The sequence below is a fragment of the Pelotomaculum propionicicum genome (assembly GCF_004369225.1).
Classification (GTDB): Bacteria; Bacillota; Desulfotomaculia; order Desulfotomaculales; family Pelotomaculaceae; genus Pelotomaculum_B; species Pelotomaculum_B propionicicum.
In genome coordinates, this window is sequence record NZ_QFFZ01000068.1 from 1 (window position 1) to 13960 (window position 13960).

Sequence of the window (13960 nt, forward strand, 5' to 3'; positions counted from 1 at the left end):
CGCTGTCCTGAGGAATGAAAAATAATCTATGCGGCCAAAATAAGAAAAGCATGTTTTTAAAGGAGGGACAAATTAATGAGTTCTCGTAAAAAAGACAGGCAAGCGCCTGATACAGTTGCTCCAGCTGTGCAGGACGAGAACAGTGTTTGTTCGGAAGAGGACAGCTCCTGTCCTAAATCCTGTTTACTTGAAGAAGATGAAGAGAATACTTCCTGTTAAGAGAGACCTTTACCAAAGGTCTCTTTTTTTAGTTTAAAAAGCAGTTATACAGGGGTTGCCACCTAGTTGATCTAATGCTATATTTGGATTAACTTAAGAAAAACCGTATGGGGTGATGGAATTATGGACTACCAAAACAAAGGCAAACACAATGATTACCGGGTGAATATCCTTAACAACGGCCGGATTATCAGTATTGAAGTAACCTGCTGCGGCAGGCATATCGGCGAGATGCGTTTTAAAGACGGGGAAAATAAAAAGTGCCCGTTCTGCGGTACAGTTCACTCGGTTAAAATACAGCACAACCACTTCCATATCCGGCCCGCCAGACCCGAGGACGAATCCGGCTTGGACGACAGCGCTGTGATTGAAAAAAAGGCACTTTAAATTTATTCTGGCAATGCGGCGGGGAATTTAAAAACTCCCGCGTAAACCCCCTGAATGGTGAGGGCATCTTCATTTTCGAGGACGATATCAGGGTAGGCGGGATTGGCAGAGCGGAGTATAATTTTGTCTTTTTCCCTTAACAGAATTTTCAAAGAGCTTTCTTCTCCGTTAATGAGAGCGCAAATGATCTGGCCATTGAAATCAGCGTGGTTTTGACGGTTGATCAGGACCAGATCCCCTTCATCTATTCCTTCCCCGGCCATGGAATCTCCTTTAACCAGCAGAGCAAAAAATAACGCTGCTGACTTCTGGCGCGGCAATGGCAAAAAACCTATCAGACCCTGCCTGGCGGGCGATGCCTCACCGGCCTTGATCATGCCAAGCACGGGAATGTCCTGCAAATCATTAATTATTTCAGCCTTCTCAGCCGCAGGCTGTTTAATATCTCCTGCCGCGGCTGGGTCAGATAAAAAATAAGCCACCGGCTTAGCCAGAGCCTTAGCCAGGCGGTGCAGCTCTTCAATGCTTATTTTCCGCTTTCCCTTCTCATAATAGTTGATAGCCGTTGCTGTTAAACCCAGCATCGCCCCCAAATCGTATTGGGAAAGACACAGCTCGCTTCTTGCTTTTTTAATTCTGGCGCCTATTCGGGCATACATATATAGCGCCCCCGTTTAATACCATAATATCAGTCACAAAACGTTTATTCTACCCGCACTCTTTTAATCCCTTTTCGTAAAAACTATTTATGAACGAGAATGAAAAAAGCTGTTGACAGAGCCTGGGGCTATTGGTACACTAGGTTATACAGCAAAATAAGTGCTCTTATCCTGAGTGGCGGAGGGACTGGCCCAATGAAGCCCGGCAACCGTTGGGAAGCTAGACTTACCCAAAATGGTGCTAATTCCTGCAGGAGATTATATCTTCTGACAGATAAGGGGAAAAGCTATGACTAAAGCTGGCCTCTTCTGTTTGAAGGGGCTTTTAAAATTGTCAAAGCACAAGGGCACGATAAACAGGGAGGTAACTTAAAATGGCCATTGAAAAAACCTATGCCGAGATTAATGAAAAAATCAAGTCCGGCAAAGCTGTGGTGCTGACCGCTGAGGAAGTGATTTCTCTGGTGGAGGAAAAAGGTATTACCGAAGCCGCCCGCAGCGTTGATGTGGTAACCACCGGAACATTCGGCGCCATGTGCTCTTCCGGAGTCTTTCTGAACTTCGGCCACTCTAAACCAAGGATCAGGATGCAAAAAGTCTGGCTGAACGGGGTCCCCGCATACACCGGCATCGCGGCGGTCGACGCTTACCTGGGCGCGACTGAACTACCTGAAGACGACCCCTGCAACAACAATTACCCCGGCGAGTTTCGCTACGGCGGTGGGCATGTGATTCAGGATTTGGTTGCCCGCAAACAGATTAAGCTGGAGGCGGTTTCCTATGGTACTGATTGTTATCCCAGAAAGGAATTAGAAACCTTCCTTACCCTGGATGACCTTAATGAAGCCACTCTCTTTAACCCGCGCAACGCTTACCAGAATTACAACTGCGCCGTAAACCTGAGCGGCAGGACGATCTACACCTATATGGGCATGCTCAAGCCAAACCTGGGCAACGCCCACTACAGCAGCGCCGGGCAGCTCAGCCCGCTGCTGAACGACCCCTATTTCCTGACCATCGGCATCGGCACCAGGATTTTTCTGGGCGGCGGCGTCGGTTATGTAGCCTGGAACGGGACGCAGCACTTCCCGGGCATCCAGCAGGACAGCGCAGGTAAAAGCTACGGGCCTGCCGGCGGTACTCTTTCGGTGATTGGTGACCTGAAGCAAATGAAGCCGAACTGGTTAGTTGGCACAAGCTTTTTAGGCTACGGGGCCACGCTCTCAGTCGGCCTGGGTATTCCCATACCCATTCTCAATGAAGAGGTAATGCGCTGTGTTTCAGTAACCGACCGTGATCTCTACGCCCCCATTGTTGACTACAGCGAAGCCTACGGCCAGCGGATTCCGGGCAATCTGGGCTTTGCCAGCTACGCTGAGCTAAAATCAGGCAGGATTAATTTAAACGGCCGGGAAATACCCACCGCTCCCCTGTCCAGTTATCCCAAAGCCAGGGAAGTCGCCGGGATCTTAAAGAACTGGATCCAGAAGGGAGAGTTCCTGTTGACCGAACCGGTTAAACTGCTCCCCTCATACAAGGATGAAATCGCTTCCAGAACGCTTGAGATCAAGGGGATATAGGAAAGGAGTGGTTTTGATGTCACCTAAAAAAATAATTCTGCGCTTCGGCAAGGACATAGCCGACAAACCTATCATCTACTGCCTGGTCAGGGATTATGACCTGGTGATCAACATTCTCAAAGCAAACGTTGATCAAAATAAAGAAGGAACGATGGTTTTGGAGTTAACCGGGGAAAAATACGACCAGGGCCTGGCCTTTTTAAAAAACCAGGGGGTCAGAGTGCAGCCCCTGGCCGAAGAAGTTTTCCGCAACGAAGAAAAATGCACAAGCTGCGGCGCCTGTACGGATATCTGCCCCAGCGGCGCCCTGTATATGGAAAGGCCCTCCATGGAAGTAAAATTTGAAAGCGACAACTGCATCGTGTGTCAGATATGCGTTAAAATCTGCCCGGTAAAAGCAATGGAGGTCAGGTTTTAAATTGGAGTATACTGAAAGGTCCTACCGGGGGCAATTCCGTCAGGACGACCTTGTTCACTTCCAGGTGGTTGTACGCCAGACAGACCTGGATATCGGGGTGCGCAGGGAAAGATTTTCGCCGGAATTAGCCCGGTGGGTTGAGGAAATGGTGCGCCAACAGCGGGAACTCCTCGAGAAATATATCGAGGAGGATCCCGCCTTTCTTCATGCCCTGACACCATGCCAATTGTTGCCCGGCGCCCCTCCTATCGCGTCTGACATGGCAGCGGCGGCCTGCCTGGCCGGAGTGGGGCCAATGGCCGCCGTGGCGGGAGCCTTCGCCCAGTACATCGGCGCGGCGCTCGCCAAGCGCTCGAAAGATGTGATTGTGGAAAACGGCGGCGATATTTACCTGCGCAGTACCAGACCGCGCCGGATCGGAATTTTTGCCGGCAAATCCCCCCTGTCAAACCGCATCGCCCTGTCGATCAGGCCGGAAGACACCCCGCTGGGGGTCTGCACCTCCTCCGGCACCGTCGGCCCTTCTTTAAGCCTGGGCAATGCCGACGCGGTGGTCATCCTCTCACCATCCGCCATCCTTGCTGACGCGGCAGCCACGGCAGCCGGCAATTTGGTCAGGAGTAAAGAGGATGTTCAAACAGCCGCGGAATTCGCTAAAGGCATTGAGGGAGTGACAGGGGCGGTAATCATCAAGGAAGACAGGCTGGCCGCCTGCGGCCAGCTTAAGCTGGTGCCGTTAAATATTTAAAAGGTCGGGTTGTAGTCAGAGCCGTCCATGGTGTTGAAACCCGCTTGGCTCCTCTGCTCCGCGTCGAGTGTCAAGTGCCTTTTTAGTACTCGGAAATAGGCTTCAACTAAGCGGCTCATTACCTAGTACTTTTTGTGGGTTCGTCGTAAGGGCACTTGGTCTTTTTAAAAAAAGCGCGCAGCTTTGACACAAAAGTCAAAAGAAATTGTAAAGACTTTTGTGTCGCTGCGCTTGCAGCTTGCTTCGGGCGAAATGAGACCGCCTTCAATTCGCCGTCCTGGCTCAGTTCAGGCTGGCGCGGAATACGTTGGGGACATACCTCGTCCTAAAAGAAGATACGCAAAATAGAGGTGTGTCCCCTGACCGCTGTGCCGCGCCTCTCATTTCGCAACCTCAGCTTCGCTGAGTTCACTTAATTGGGGACATAGCTCGTCTTCAGAGATAGGCTCTAAATAGAGATGTGTCCCCATTCCTTGAACCGCTCCGCAATGGAGCAGCTTGTTTCAACACCATGGACTTAGTGTTACCCTGCTTTGTAGACGGTCTGTCAAAAACCATCCTTTTTAACACTGGCGGGGTGAAACATCCCACAGGCCTGGCGCTGCGGTTCAAATCCCGCCAGCACCCGCTCCAGTCCTTCCTTGCCGACCAGCCTTAACACTTCAGTAACATCCAGCTTGCCGGGCACCCGCTTTGCCAGGCCGGCGTACTGCGGAATCAGCGCGGCGCAGCCCGGCCTGGACTCAGTTTTCCCTACAATCAGGAACATATATTTACACTGGGAGCAGGTGTGGGAAACCTTGTCCCTCAGTTCCGGCAGCATCAGCCGGTGGCTTTCGTAGAGAAAATTTTTCCGGTAGTAATCATGGATATTAGCCACGGACCGCCTCTCCCTTTCGTTCGAGGAGTACACCCTCCGGGGTGAGGGAGATGGCCCTCAGCAAGCTCCGCTCGCCGAACCGGTCCTTAATCCGGTCGCAGGCGGCGTTTAAAAGCCTGGTTTTTTCCACCTCACCGAACAAATCCACTTGTTCCACAGTGTTTTTAACCAGCCCGGCCAGAGACACCCCCACCATCCTGACCGGTTTCCAGGCAGGCCAGTGCTGGTGCAGCAGATCTACAGCCACCCGGTAGACATCACCGGCATTGTTGCTGGGATAAGCCATGGTGCGGGAGCGCGACATCCACAAAAATTCGGTGTCTTTCAAGGTAAGGTTTACTGTCCTCCCCACCAAACCTCCCAAACGCACCCGCCTGCACACAATCTCACACAACTCCAGCACAACCACCTTGATCTGCTGGTAACCCCGGTAGTCTCTGGGCAGGGTAATCTGATGGCCGATAGATTTAACCTTATCCAGGGAATGCGGGTCGACCGGACTATAATCAATGCCGTTGGCGGACAGGCTCAGTATGTGCCCCATCAGCCCGAACCTCTTTTTCAGGACCGGCAGGGGATAGACGGCAAGCTCACCAATCGTGTGAATGTTTAAATCACGCAGCCTTTTTTCCAGGCGCCCGCCCACCCCGAACAGTTCCCGCACCGGGAGGGGCCAGACTTTGTCCGGCAGATCGGGAAAGTCCAGTACTGTAAGGCCGTCCGGCTTCTGCATCCCGGCTGCCATTTTGGCCAGAAGCTTATTGGGAGCCACCCCCACGCTGCACAGTACCCCGACTTCCCTCTTGATCCTGCCCTTAAGCTGCAGGGCAATCTCAGTGGAAGTCCCGAAAAGGCTCTCACAGCCGGATACGTCCATAAAGGCCTCATCAATGGAAAAGGGCTCCACCAGCGGGCTGAAGTCTCTCATGATCCTGATAATCCGGGCCGAGAAGTTAACATAGCAACCATGCTTTGGCTTTACAAAAACGCCGCGCGGGCAGAGGCTCCTGGCCTCCCACACGGCCATGCCCGTCTTAACCCCACAGGCCTTGGCATCGTAAGAAGCAGCCAGGACAATGCCGTGCCGCTTGGCCGGGTCCCCGCCCACAATTACCGGCTTGCCCCGGAGCACCGGGTCCATAGCCTGGTGCACACTGGCGAAAAAAGCGTTCATATCGGCTAACAGGATCGGGCAGCGCAAAAAAAACCACCTTCTCAAACATATGTTCTGGTTTAATTATTATAGCCCGAACCTATGTTCTGAGTAAAGTGGTTTTATTTGCCTTAAATGGTTTTCTCAGCTGTTATTTTTTTCCCTGCGAAACTCCAGGAAGGAGTTGTTATATTTTACCTTAACTGATCGTGATTACTTTATGCGGGCCGTTCAGGCGGCTGTTGATATCCGCCATGTTTGAGACAGTGCCCACAGCGAGTTTTTCCATCAGCTTGTAATAATTCAGGCAAGTGCCGCAGACGAGAATTTCGGTGCCAGCCCCGGCCAGTGTCCTCAGCTGTCCCAGTACAGGAGAATCTTCCACAGCCAGGTAGACACCTGTGTTCAGCAAAAACATGGCGGCCGGTATTTTCTGCTGGGTAATAGTGACCATGAGGCTTTTTATTAACACCTCACCCAGGTCGGGTGAACCCTGGCCCAGGCTGTTGGTTGTGACAAAATACACAGCTCTTCCGTCGTCCTGCAGGGGCGCTTCCGCCGGGCTGTCTTCCTGCAGCGAAACACCAGCGCCTGTTTTACGCACGGTCAGGTAATAGCACCCTTCTTTTTCTTCCGTCGCTACTTCACAACCGGCATTTTTAACCAGCCTGGTGACATTTTCTCTGGCCGGAACATTGTCGACTATCACCAGAATTATTTGCTCAGTTCCCTTTTCAAGTACTTTTTTAGTTTCTATAACCGGCTGCGGGCAGGCTAACCCCCGGCAATCAATCACCCTGTCACTCACTGAAACTCTTCCTTCCATGATTTAGTCACTATATTCTTCAATAATAATTAATAATATTCCTTCATGGAAGCTATAGAGTTATTTTATCATTCAGGCATGGATAATTAAAAAATGTTATAAGTCCTCCAAGAGAAGCTCTAATTCGGACGCCGCAAACACATATTTTTCACCGCAGAAATGGCATAAAACCTCAGCCTGTCCCTGATCATTCAAAATATTGATGATCGCATCTCTCCCCATCGCAGCCAGAATGTCTCCCACCCTTGCGCGGGAACATTTGCACTTAAAACAAACAGGTGTCTTTTCCAGGTACTGGACCTTCAGTCCCCCCACCGCCTCAGCCACAATCCCCTCCGGTCCCAGCCCGCGGTCAACAAGACTGCTCACAGGGTCCATTTTCCCCAGGTTCTTTTCAAGCTGGAGCAGAACTTCTTCTTTAGCTTCCGGAAACATCTGAATGATTATGCCGCCCGAAGCTTTTACCTGGCCCTGCGGGCCCACCAGCACGCCCAGCGCTACCGCGGACGGGGTTTGCTCGGAGGTTAAAAGATACTGGGCCACATCCTCACCAATTTCACCGGAAACAAGTTCCACGCTTCCGGTAAACGGCTCCTTCAGGCCCATATCCTTAGAGATATAGAGGTAGCCTTTGCCCACGGCTTCACCCACCGGCAGCTTGCCGGCCGCCTGTCCCGGCAAGTCAACATGAGGCTCCTGGACATAACCCCTTACCTCCCCGGCGGCATTGGCGGTTACAACTACCGCTCCCAGGGGGCCGTCCCCCAGTATGCGCAGGGTTAGAATGTCATCACCTTTTAGGTTTGCTCCCAGCAGCAGCCCCGCGGTTAAAGCCCTGCCCAGGGCGGCGCTCGCGACTGGCCAGGTGTCATGCCTGCGCCTCGCTTCTTCAACAAGCTTTGTTGTTGTGGCGGCAAAAACCCGGAATTGCCCGTCTTCGCCAATGCCTCTGACTAGATAATCCTTCATGTCATTCTCCTGTACTCATATTCTCTTAATTATTATAACCTTGCATTTCACTGCGTAAAGAATACATGTGTTAAATAATTAAAAAACGCCTAAAATTACTTGTAAATTATACCCAAAAATGGTAAATTAAATCAAATTCAATTATGCAACATGTCAGATATCCTGACGCTGGTTATTTACAGAAACCATGGAATATATACCCTGTCAAACAGAATATATTTAAAAAAAACTAATAACGCATATGGGGGGATGCCTATTACAAGATGAAGATTGTTTTTTGGAGGCATATCTAATTTAGGAGGTGGTATTATATCTGGCCGATATTCGGCACAGCCAACCAGCTGCTTGCAGCTCTGGCCCTTATCGCTGTGGCGGTATGGCTGGCTTATCGCAAAAAGCCAAACATATTTGCTGTTATACCGGCAGTGTTCATGATGGTCACCACTCTGGCTTCACTCTGGCAGTTGCTCTTTAATAAATATCTCCCGACGAAAAACTATCCACTGGCGGTAACTGACATCCTGCTCATGATCCTGTCAGTGGGAGTAATTATCCTGGCAGTGCAAAAACTGGCGAGCGTCAATAAGGTCTCTACCGTTGATTTGACAAAATAAAAATAAAATGTAGTTAGTAATGGCCTACAGGTTGTGACCTGTGGGCCATTACAAGGAAGCGGTTGACTCCTTTATCAGCAAATCAACTGGCCCTTCAGATAGGCTATTACTTCAGCGTACTGCCCCTCGTCCAGCCTGTTGAACATCTGTTCAACCTGGCGGTACTGCTCAGTATCATGCAGGTCAGACAGCCTGTGAAACATGCCCAGGCGCTTGCCCAGAATAAAGATTTGTTTTTCTTTTGGCGGCAATTCCAGAAACCTGTCCAAGACCCCAAGCATGGCAGGTTTATCTTCCGGTAGTTTCCCTTTAACCTCTTCAAGTAAATTCAGGGAGTGGTCGCTGATAACGCTGCTTTGAATACCCTCAAGCCTTTCAATAAACATTTTTTGTCCAAGGGTAACACCAGCGTCGTCCTGCACCTTGAATTCCCCCGACAACACCTTTTGATACAGGGGCATTTCCTCTGTCACCGCCAGGCTGCGGAAGCGGATAAAGTCAGGGTTGATAGCATTAAGGGCTTGCGCTGTTGACAGAGCATGCTCCTGTGACCACTGCTCCCCGCCCAGCCCTAAAAGGACATACTCACAGAGTGAAATGCCAGCCTCTTTTACCCGCTTTCCCGCGTCTACATGCTGCTGTGAGGTAACTCCCTTGTCCATAAATTTAAGGACTTCGTCACTGCCCGACTCCATACCGACGTGAATACGGGAAAGTCCGGCCTGACCCAACTGGGCCAGTTCATCAACACTTTTGCGCAATAAGGTGTCTGACCTGGCGTAGCTGGTGACCCGCTCCACAGTAGGAAGCTGTTCTTTGAGGTATTTCAAGATTTCAATTAAATCTGCGGTTTTCATAATCAAAGAATTGGCATCCTGAAAAAAAACCGTTTTAGCGCCGTCATGCAGCCACATAGCCACATGAAACATATTGTAATTGCCGCCTGTGTAAAAATACTCCAAAACTTTCCTGTTAATCGCGCCGCTAAAACCATTATCCAAAGAGTATTCCCGGATCAGCCGGATCATTTCTTTAACGGTATCAATATCTTTCTTAATCTCACCCAGAGACCGTCTGGAAAAGGTCTGGCCTTTATAGGTGGGGCAAAACACACATTTGTTCCAGGTGCAGTTGCGGGTAAGCCTGAGCAGCAGGCTGGCCGCCTCACTGGGTGGCCTGATCGGGCCTTGTTCAAAGCATAATGTCATACAGTATTCCCCTCAATTTCAGTATTCTTTTATATTATCATAAATGTGAAATAGCGGGGCAAAAACAAAGCCGGTATCTAAAAAAATTTCCCGGCTTTTGCAACAGATCTTATGTACTTTTATTCAAAACCGAGCCAGTGGATTTTATCCGCTTTTCTGGGCGGCGCCGGCGGGCTCTGGTCAGGGTAGCCCAAGGGAATTATTGAAACAATTTCTTTGTCGGTAATCCCCATCGCTTCATTGATCAACTCCTCAGCGTTCTTGGGCGCGGTCATCCAGCAGGTGCCCAGTCCTTTGGCCTCGGCCAGTAAAAGGAGGTTCTGGATTAAGGCCGCCGCGCTGAGCATGTTGGTATAGCGATTGTGTTCAATGCGGTATCTCTCAGAAGCGCCCATATCAGGCCTGATTTCATAAGTCAGTTTCGGCATGTAAACCAGCAGCACTACCGGGGCGCCGCCCAGATCCTGAAAGAACTTCATGGTGATGTTGACCATTTTTTCCTTAAACAGCTTCTCCAGGGTCGGTTTAAATAGTTCACCGGCCCGGGCTACGGCGCCAAGCAGCTTGTCTTTGTGTTCGCCTCTTACGACGTATACATCCCAGTTCTGCCTGTTCATCCCTGATGGCGCCCAAAGAGCATCCTCAAGTATTTCACTTAAAACTTCGCGGGGGACCTCCCTGTCCTGGTACTTGCGTATACTGCGCCTGTCTCTTATAATTTCACTGAGGTTCACATTTTTGCCTCCTTTGCTTTTATTATCAAACATTTTATTTATTTTAAAAGCCTTTATCTTGAGATGTCAACTTTTAAAATGGGGGGAAATTAACTTGTCCGGATCGGTTACCTGGAATAAACTTACTTATTCTAACAGCATGGGGCTCAAGCTGGCGGCATTGCTTCATACCAGATCTGACCTTAAAACAGCAGTTATTGTTTGTCACGGCTTTACCGGCAGCAAAGAAGGCGGCGGCAAAGCTCTCACCATGTCTGAAGAGCTTGGCAAGTTGGGCTATGCCGCCCTGTTGTTCGACTTCTGCGGCTGCGGGGAGAGCGAAGGAGATTTCTCCGATATCAGCCTTACCCGCCATATTGGTGACATAAAAAGCTCTGTGGATTTCTGCCTTGAGGCGGGCTTTAAGCGGGTTATAACCACCGGCAGGAGCTTCGGCGGCACAGCGGCAGTCTGTCACGGCGCTGCTGATGAGAGAGTGGCGGGTGTCAGCGCCTGGGCGGCGCCGGCTGAACCGGTCCGGCTTTTCTCCGGCTTTCTGGAGCAAGCGGGCGAACCTAATCACAAACTGGTTCCATTAGCCAGGCAGGACGGCGCCATCCATGTCAAAAGAAGCTTTTTTCAGGATTTAGCAAGCTATGACGTGGCGGAAAATGCAGCTTTGCTGGCGCCGCGCCCGCTGCAGGTGGTGCACGGCAGCAATGATGAAGTAGTGCCTGTACGGAATGCAGATATTATTTTTAAAGCCGCCGGCCAGCCAAAAGACATGCAAATCATTTCTGGCGCCGACCACCAGTTCACGGGACACTACCGCCAGGCCTGGGCAGCTTTTTTTAAATGGCTAAAGGAGCATTTCCCTGTATAGGCAAACATCAGCACGAACCCGAAGTAAACATACGCCACCGGGGTATGACGGTTGAACCACCTTCTTCCCGCAGAGAGGAGAAGCCGGAATAAAATCGAGTCAATCTTTGCCCTTGATTACCGCCAGCGGCTCCAGTCTGGCCACCTTGCGGGTCATGCCAATGGCGGCTAAAGTTTCCACAACATGGTCAATATCTTTATACGCTCCGGGCGCCTCGTCCAGCAACTCTCTATAATTTCTGCTGTTATAAAGCACACTGGACATGCTGCGCTCAAACTGCTCTCTTGTTATTTCCTTCATGGCCGCTGTCCTGGAAAGCACCCTGCCTGCCCCGTGGTTGGCTGAAAAAAATGCTTCCGACGCTTTTTCAGTGCCGGTCAGGACGTATGAGGCCGTGCCCATACTGCCGGGTATCAAAACCGGGTGGCCGGTTTGTCTATATATAGAGGGGTTTTCCGGGTGTCCGGGCGGCAAAGCCCGGGTCGCTCCCTTGCGGTGCACCAGTACTTTGGACCCGCTGTGTGCCTCCCATTTAGCTATGTTGTGAGCCACATCATAAACCAGCGCCAATCCCAACTCGTCCTGAGCGCATGCAAAGATATCACCAAGCGCGCGGCGCACGTCATGGGTAATCAGTTGCCGGTTGGCAAAAGCGAAATTAACCGCGCAGGCCATGGCGGCGTAATAGTCCCTGCCTTCTTTAGAATCAACCGGCGCGCAGGCCAGCCCTCTGTCCGGAACTTCAATCGCGTGTTTTCTCGCGGCGGCAAGCAGGGTTTTGCTGTAGTCATTGCAGATCTGGTGGCCAAAACCCCTGCTGCCTGTGTGGATCATCACTGTCAGCTGCCCCGGGTAAAGTCCAAATGATTGCCCCGCAGCCTGATCGTAAACCTGTTTTACTACCTGAAGCTCTATAAAATGATTGCCGCCGCCCAGCGTGCCAAGCTGTACAGCCCCCCGCTTGCAGGCTTGCGGGCTTACCGCGCCCAGGTCGGCGCCGGGCAGACAGCCGCCTTCTTCTGTCTTTTCCAGATCATCCGGTCTCCCGCAGCCGCGTGTGATCAGACTCTTGATCCCGGTGTGAACAACCTCCTCAAAGACGCCGGCAGTTATAAAATCATGCTTGCCCCTCCTTCCCACACCGGCGGGGACGTACTCCTCCATCCTGGTCAGTATTTTACGCAGAAAAGGGATGCTGAGATCAGCGGCTGAAACATTGGTCGCCAAAAGGCGTACGCCACAGTTAATATCCATACCGACTGCTCCGGCAGAAATGACACCATCCCGCGCCGTCGCCATCACCCCGCCAATCGGCAGCCCAAAGCCTTCGTGTATATCCGGCATGCCGCACACATGCCCCACAACCCCGGGCAAGCTGGCGGCGTTAGCCAGCTGTTGGAGGGACTTGTCTTTTCTGATCAGTGGCAGCAGGTATTCGTTTGCGTAAACTATACCTTCTACCGCCATCTTCCCGGTCCTTTTAAGGCGGTACCTGTTCCGCCCGTCTTTCACCAGTTCCAGTTTCATCACACCAATTCTAATTAATTCAGGATTAGGATAGGGGGCGGTGATTAACCGCCGACCCTCCTACACCACCGTACGTACCGTCCGGTATACGGCGGTTCATCAAGATGAACGTACTAGTGAATACCTATGTGACAGACTTATGAAACCTATATTAACGAGATATTGGTTGGTAAGAGTACGACTCAGGATTGGGCTACTGGATATTCTCCAGTAGCCTTTTCTCGTATTCGCAAACTGCCATGCCAAGACTTTATCCAGGCCAAGTTTGTAAAGGTTCTTGAATCGTGTCTTCACTTTGCGCCACTGTTTCCAGATACACATCCGGAGTCTGCGCCTTATCCATTCATCAAGGTTTGCCGCAACGTTCTTCATATCTGCCAGACCAAAGTAATTTATCCAGCCAACTATCTTGCTGGTTAAAGCCTTTATCCTTATATGTTTCGTCATAGTAAAGCCATGCATTTACTTCAGGCAGGGGTCAACCTCATCTACATCCGTGACTTTCTAGGCCATGTGGATATCAAGACCACCGAAGTTTATGCCCGGGCGGATACGGAGACCAAGCGAAAAGCCATTGAAAACGCTTATCCAGATTTAATTGAAAGCAATCTGCCGGATTGGAGCAGGGATCAGGCTCTCCTTGCATGGCTGTCTGAGCTAGCGTAAGCCAGAGATTATGCAAAGTAAATGGAGCGGGGGCTGGCATTTTTAAAGGCTTCGCGAAATTTACTTTGCATAACGGATTTCTTTGCATAAGGGGCATTGGACTAAACCGCTGGCGCGGTAGTAAAACTTTTAGGTAATACCCTCCCAACTCCGCCTGCCGAGATCCTCTGCTGCGACTGACGTGTCCGCACTCATTGCCATTCATTCGGCCTAAAGGTCTTACCATCATAACCCTTGCAGCGTTATTTACGCCAATAGCTAGTTTTGGCAGTGCTTTCCTTTGTTTTTCGAGCCCCTTAAAATTATTATGCAGTTCTATTGAAAATAAATTTGAGGAGAGTGAGAACATGAAAAACAAAGGGCAAGTTTTACTACGAATGAGGGAGGATATCCTACTCCGAGGGCTATCGCAACACACATTGGATAGCTACACTCTAAATGCAAGACTTTTTCTTGAGCATTGTAACCGGCCAGTAGAGCAATTAAATGAACACGACATCCGAAATTTTC

The 13960-nt window shown here is 50.6% G+C and carries 17 protein-coding genes, 1 pseudogene and 1 riboswitch; of the genes and pseudogenes, 9 read left to right on the plus strand and 9 right to left on the minus strand.

Annotated elements, in window-relative coordinates:
- Window positions 1-75 precede the first annotated feature (75 nt).
- Together Pmgp_RS19885 and Pmgp_RS17555 are read left to right on the plus strand one after the other, a co-directional pair.
- Window positions 76-219, plus strand: a complete 144-nt coding sequence (locus tag Pmgp_RS19885) for a hypothetical protein (RefSeq protein ID WP_192903007.1) — start codon at window positions 76-78, stop codon at window positions 217-219.
- Between the two features lie 123 nt (window positions 220-342).
- Window positions 343-606 carry a hypothetical protein gene (locus tag Pmgp_RS17555; RefSeq protein ID WP_134215725.1) on the plus strand — a complete coding sequence of 88 codons (264 nt, stop codon included), beginning with the start codon at window positions 343-345 and terminating at the stop codon, window positions 604-606.
- 2 nt (window positions 607-608) lie between these two features.
- Here the strand turns inward: Pmgp_RS17555 and Pmgp_RS17560 are convergent, their stop codons facing one another.
- On the minus strand, window positions 609-1265 hold the full coding sequence (locus tag Pmgp_RS17560) for a LexA family protein (RefSeq protein WP_134215727.1): 657 nt from the start codon (window positions 1263-1265) through the stop codon (window positions 609-611).
- A 163-nt stretch (window positions 1266-1428) separates the two neighbouring features.
- Window positions 1429-1546: riboswitch (SAM riboswitch) on the plus strand.
- 93 nt (window positions 1547-1639) lie between these two features.
- Here Pmgp_RS17560 and Pmgp_RS17565 point away from each other — a divergent pair.
- The 3 genes from Pmgp_RS17565 to Pmgp_RS17575 are packed head-to-tail and all read left to right on the plus strand — an operon-like array spanning window position 1640 to window position 4011.
- Window positions 1640-2845, plus strand: coding sequence for a homocysteine biosynthesis protein (locus Pmgp_RS17565; protein WP_134215729.1), 1206 nt, complete (start codon window positions 1640-1642; stop codon window positions 2843-2845).
- A 16-nt stretch (window positions 2846-2861) separates the two neighbouring features.
- On the plus strand, window positions 2862-3263 hold the full coding sequence (locus Pmgp_RS17570) for an NIL domain-containing protein (RefSeq protein WP_134215731.1): 402 nt from the start codon (window positions 2862-2864) through the stop codon (window positions 3261-3263).
- 1 nt (window position 3264) lies between these two features.
- Entirely contained in the window at window positions 3265-4011 is a 747-nt protein-coding gene (locus Pmgp_RS17575) for a UPF0280 family protein (RefSeq protein ID WP_134215733.1), read from the plus strand.
- Window positions 4012-4558: 547 nt separating this feature from the next.
- Here the strand turns inward: Pmgp_RS17575 and Pmgp_RS17580 are convergent.
- The 4 genes from Pmgp_RS17580 to hslO all read right to left on the minus strand — a co-directional run bounded on the left by Pmgp_RS17580 (window position 4559) and on the right by hslO (window position 7839).
- Window positions 4559-4891: a hypothetical protein gene (locus tag Pmgp_RS17580; protein WP_134215734.1), complete on the minus strand. Its 333-nt coding sequence runs from the start codon at window positions 4889-4891 to the stop codon at window positions 4559-4561.
- Window positions 4884-6092: a DNA polymerase IV gene (dinB, locus tag Pmgp_RS17585; protein WP_134215736.1), complete on the minus strand. Its 1209-nt coding sequence runs from the start codon at window positions 6090-6092 to the stop codon at window positions 4884-4886. Before dinB ends, Pmgp_RS17580 begins: the two co-directional genes overlap by 8 nt.
- A gap of 151 nt (window positions 6093-6243) precedes the next feature.
- Window positions 6244-6852 (minus strand): sulfurtransferase-like selenium metabolism protein YedF, encoded by a 609-nt coding sequence (yedF, locus tag Pmgp_RS17590; RefSeq protein ID WP_134215738.1) that lies wholly within the window; start codon window positions 6850-6852, stop codon window positions 6244-6246.
- 114 nt (window positions 6853-6966) lie between these two features.
- The gene (hslO, locus tag Pmgp_RS17595; RefSeq protein ID WP_134215740.1) at window positions 6967-7839 is read right to left on the minus strand and encodes an Hsp33 family molecular chaperone HslO; all 873 of its coding nucleotides are present in this window, start codon (window positions 7837-7839) and stop codon (window positions 6967-6969) included.
- A 311-nt stretch (window positions 7840-8150) separates the two neighbouring features.
- Between hslO and Pmgp_RS17600 the strand changes: the two genes are divergently transcribed.
- Window positions 8151-8453 carry a carbon starvation CstA family protein gene (locus Pmgp_RS17600; RefSeq protein ID WP_134215743.1) on the plus strand — a complete coding sequence of 101 codons (303 nt, stop codon included), beginning with the start codon at window positions 8151-8153 and terminating at the stop codon, window positions 8451-8453.
- A 74-nt stretch (window positions 8454-8527) separates the two neighbouring features.
- On the opposite strand, the gene Pmgp_RS17605 is transcribed toward Pmgp_RS17600, so the two are convergent.
- On the minus strand, window positions 8528-9661 hold the full coding sequence (locus Pmgp_RS17605) for a radical SAM protein (protein ID WP_134215745.1): 1134 nt from the start codon (window positions 9659-9661) through the stop codon (window positions 8528-8530).
- Between the two features lie 119 nt (window positions 9662-9780).
- Entirely contained in the window at window positions 9781-10395 is a 615-nt protein-coding gene (locus tag Pmgp_RS17610) for a nitroreductase family protein (protein ID WP_134215747.1), read from the minus strand.
- A gap of 94 nt (window positions 10396-10489) precedes the next feature.
- Between Pmgp_RS17610 and Pmgp_RS17615 the strand changes: the two genes are divergently transcribed.
- The gene (locus Pmgp_RS17615; protein ID WP_134215749.1) at window positions 10490-11257 is read left to right on the plus strand and encodes an alpha/beta hydrolase; all 768 of its coding nucleotides are present in this window, start codon (window positions 10490-10492) and stop codon (window positions 11255-11257) included.
- 99 nt (window positions 11258-11356) lie between these two features.
- Here the strand turns inward: Pmgp_RS17615 and Pmgp_RS17620 are convergent, their stop codons facing one another.
- Window positions 11357-12784 carry an RtcB family protein gene (locus Pmgp_RS17620; RefSeq protein ID WP_192903008.1) on the minus strand — a complete coding sequence of 476 codons (1428 nt, stop codon included), beginning with the start codon at window positions 12782-12784 and terminating at the stop codon, window positions 11357-11359.
- A 99-nt stretch (window positions 12785-12883) separates the two neighbouring features.
- Window positions 12884-13246 carry a group II intron maturase-specific domain-containing protein gene (locus Pmgp_RS17625; protein ID WP_134215751.1) on the minus strand — a complete coding sequence of 121 codons (363 nt, stop codon included), beginning with the start codon at window positions 13244-13246 and terminating at the stop codon, window positions 12884-12886.
- On the opposite strand from Pmgp_RS17625, the pseudogene Pmgp_RS17630 reads away from it, so the two are divergent.
- Window positions 13214-13450: pseudogene (locus tag Pmgp_RS17630) on the plus strand (tyrosine-type recombinase/integrase); the annotation flags it as partial. The gene Pmgp_RS17625 and the pseudogene Pmgp_RS17630 sit on opposite strands and share 33 nt — an antisense overlap.
- 377 nt (window positions 13451-13827) lie before the next feature.
- The coding region (locus Pmgp_RS17635; protein ID WP_243119942.1) for a phage integrase N-terminal SAM-like domain-containing protein at window positions 13828-13960 on the plus strand (133 nt) is incomplete at its 3' end.

Bases quoted from the DNA above. Each gene is read 5' to 3' on its own strand.
- Pmgp_RS19885 (WP_192903007.1), top strand. From the start codon at position 76: ATGAGTTCTCGTAAAAAAGACAGGCAAGCGCCTGATACAGTTGCTCCA.
- Pmgp_RS17555 (WP_134215725.1), top strand. From the start codon at position 343: ATGGACTACCAAAACAAAGGCAAACACAATGATTACCGGGTGAATATC.
- Pmgp_RS17560 (WP_134215727.1), bottom strand. From the start codon at position 1,265: ATGTATGCCCGAATAGGCGCCAGAATTAAAAAAGCAAGAAGCGAGCTG.
- Pmgp_RS17565 (WP_134215729.1), top strand. From the start codon at position 1,640: ATGGCCATTGAAAAAACCTATGCCGAGATTAATGAAAAAATCAAGTCC.
- Pmgp_RS17570 (WP_134215731.1), top strand. From the start codon at position 2,862: ATGTCACCTAAAAAAATAATTCTGCGCTTCGGCAAGGACATAGCCGAC.
- hslO (WP_134215740.1), bottom strand. From the start codon at position 7,839: ATGAAGGATTATCTAGTCAGAGGCATTGGCGAAGACGGGCAATTCCGG.
- Pmgp_RS17605 (WP_134215745.1), bottom strand. From the start codon at position 9,661: ATGACATTATGCTTTGAACAAGGCCCGATCAGGCCACCCAGTGAGGCG.
- Pmgp_RS17620 (WP_192903008.1), bottom strand. From the start codon at position 12,784: ATGAAACTGGAACTGGTGAAAGACGGGCGGAACAGGTACCGCCTTAAA.
- Pmgp_RS17625 (WP_134215751.1), bottom strand. From the start codon at position 13,246: ATGCATGGCTTTACTATGACGAAACATATAAGGATAAAGGCTTTAACC.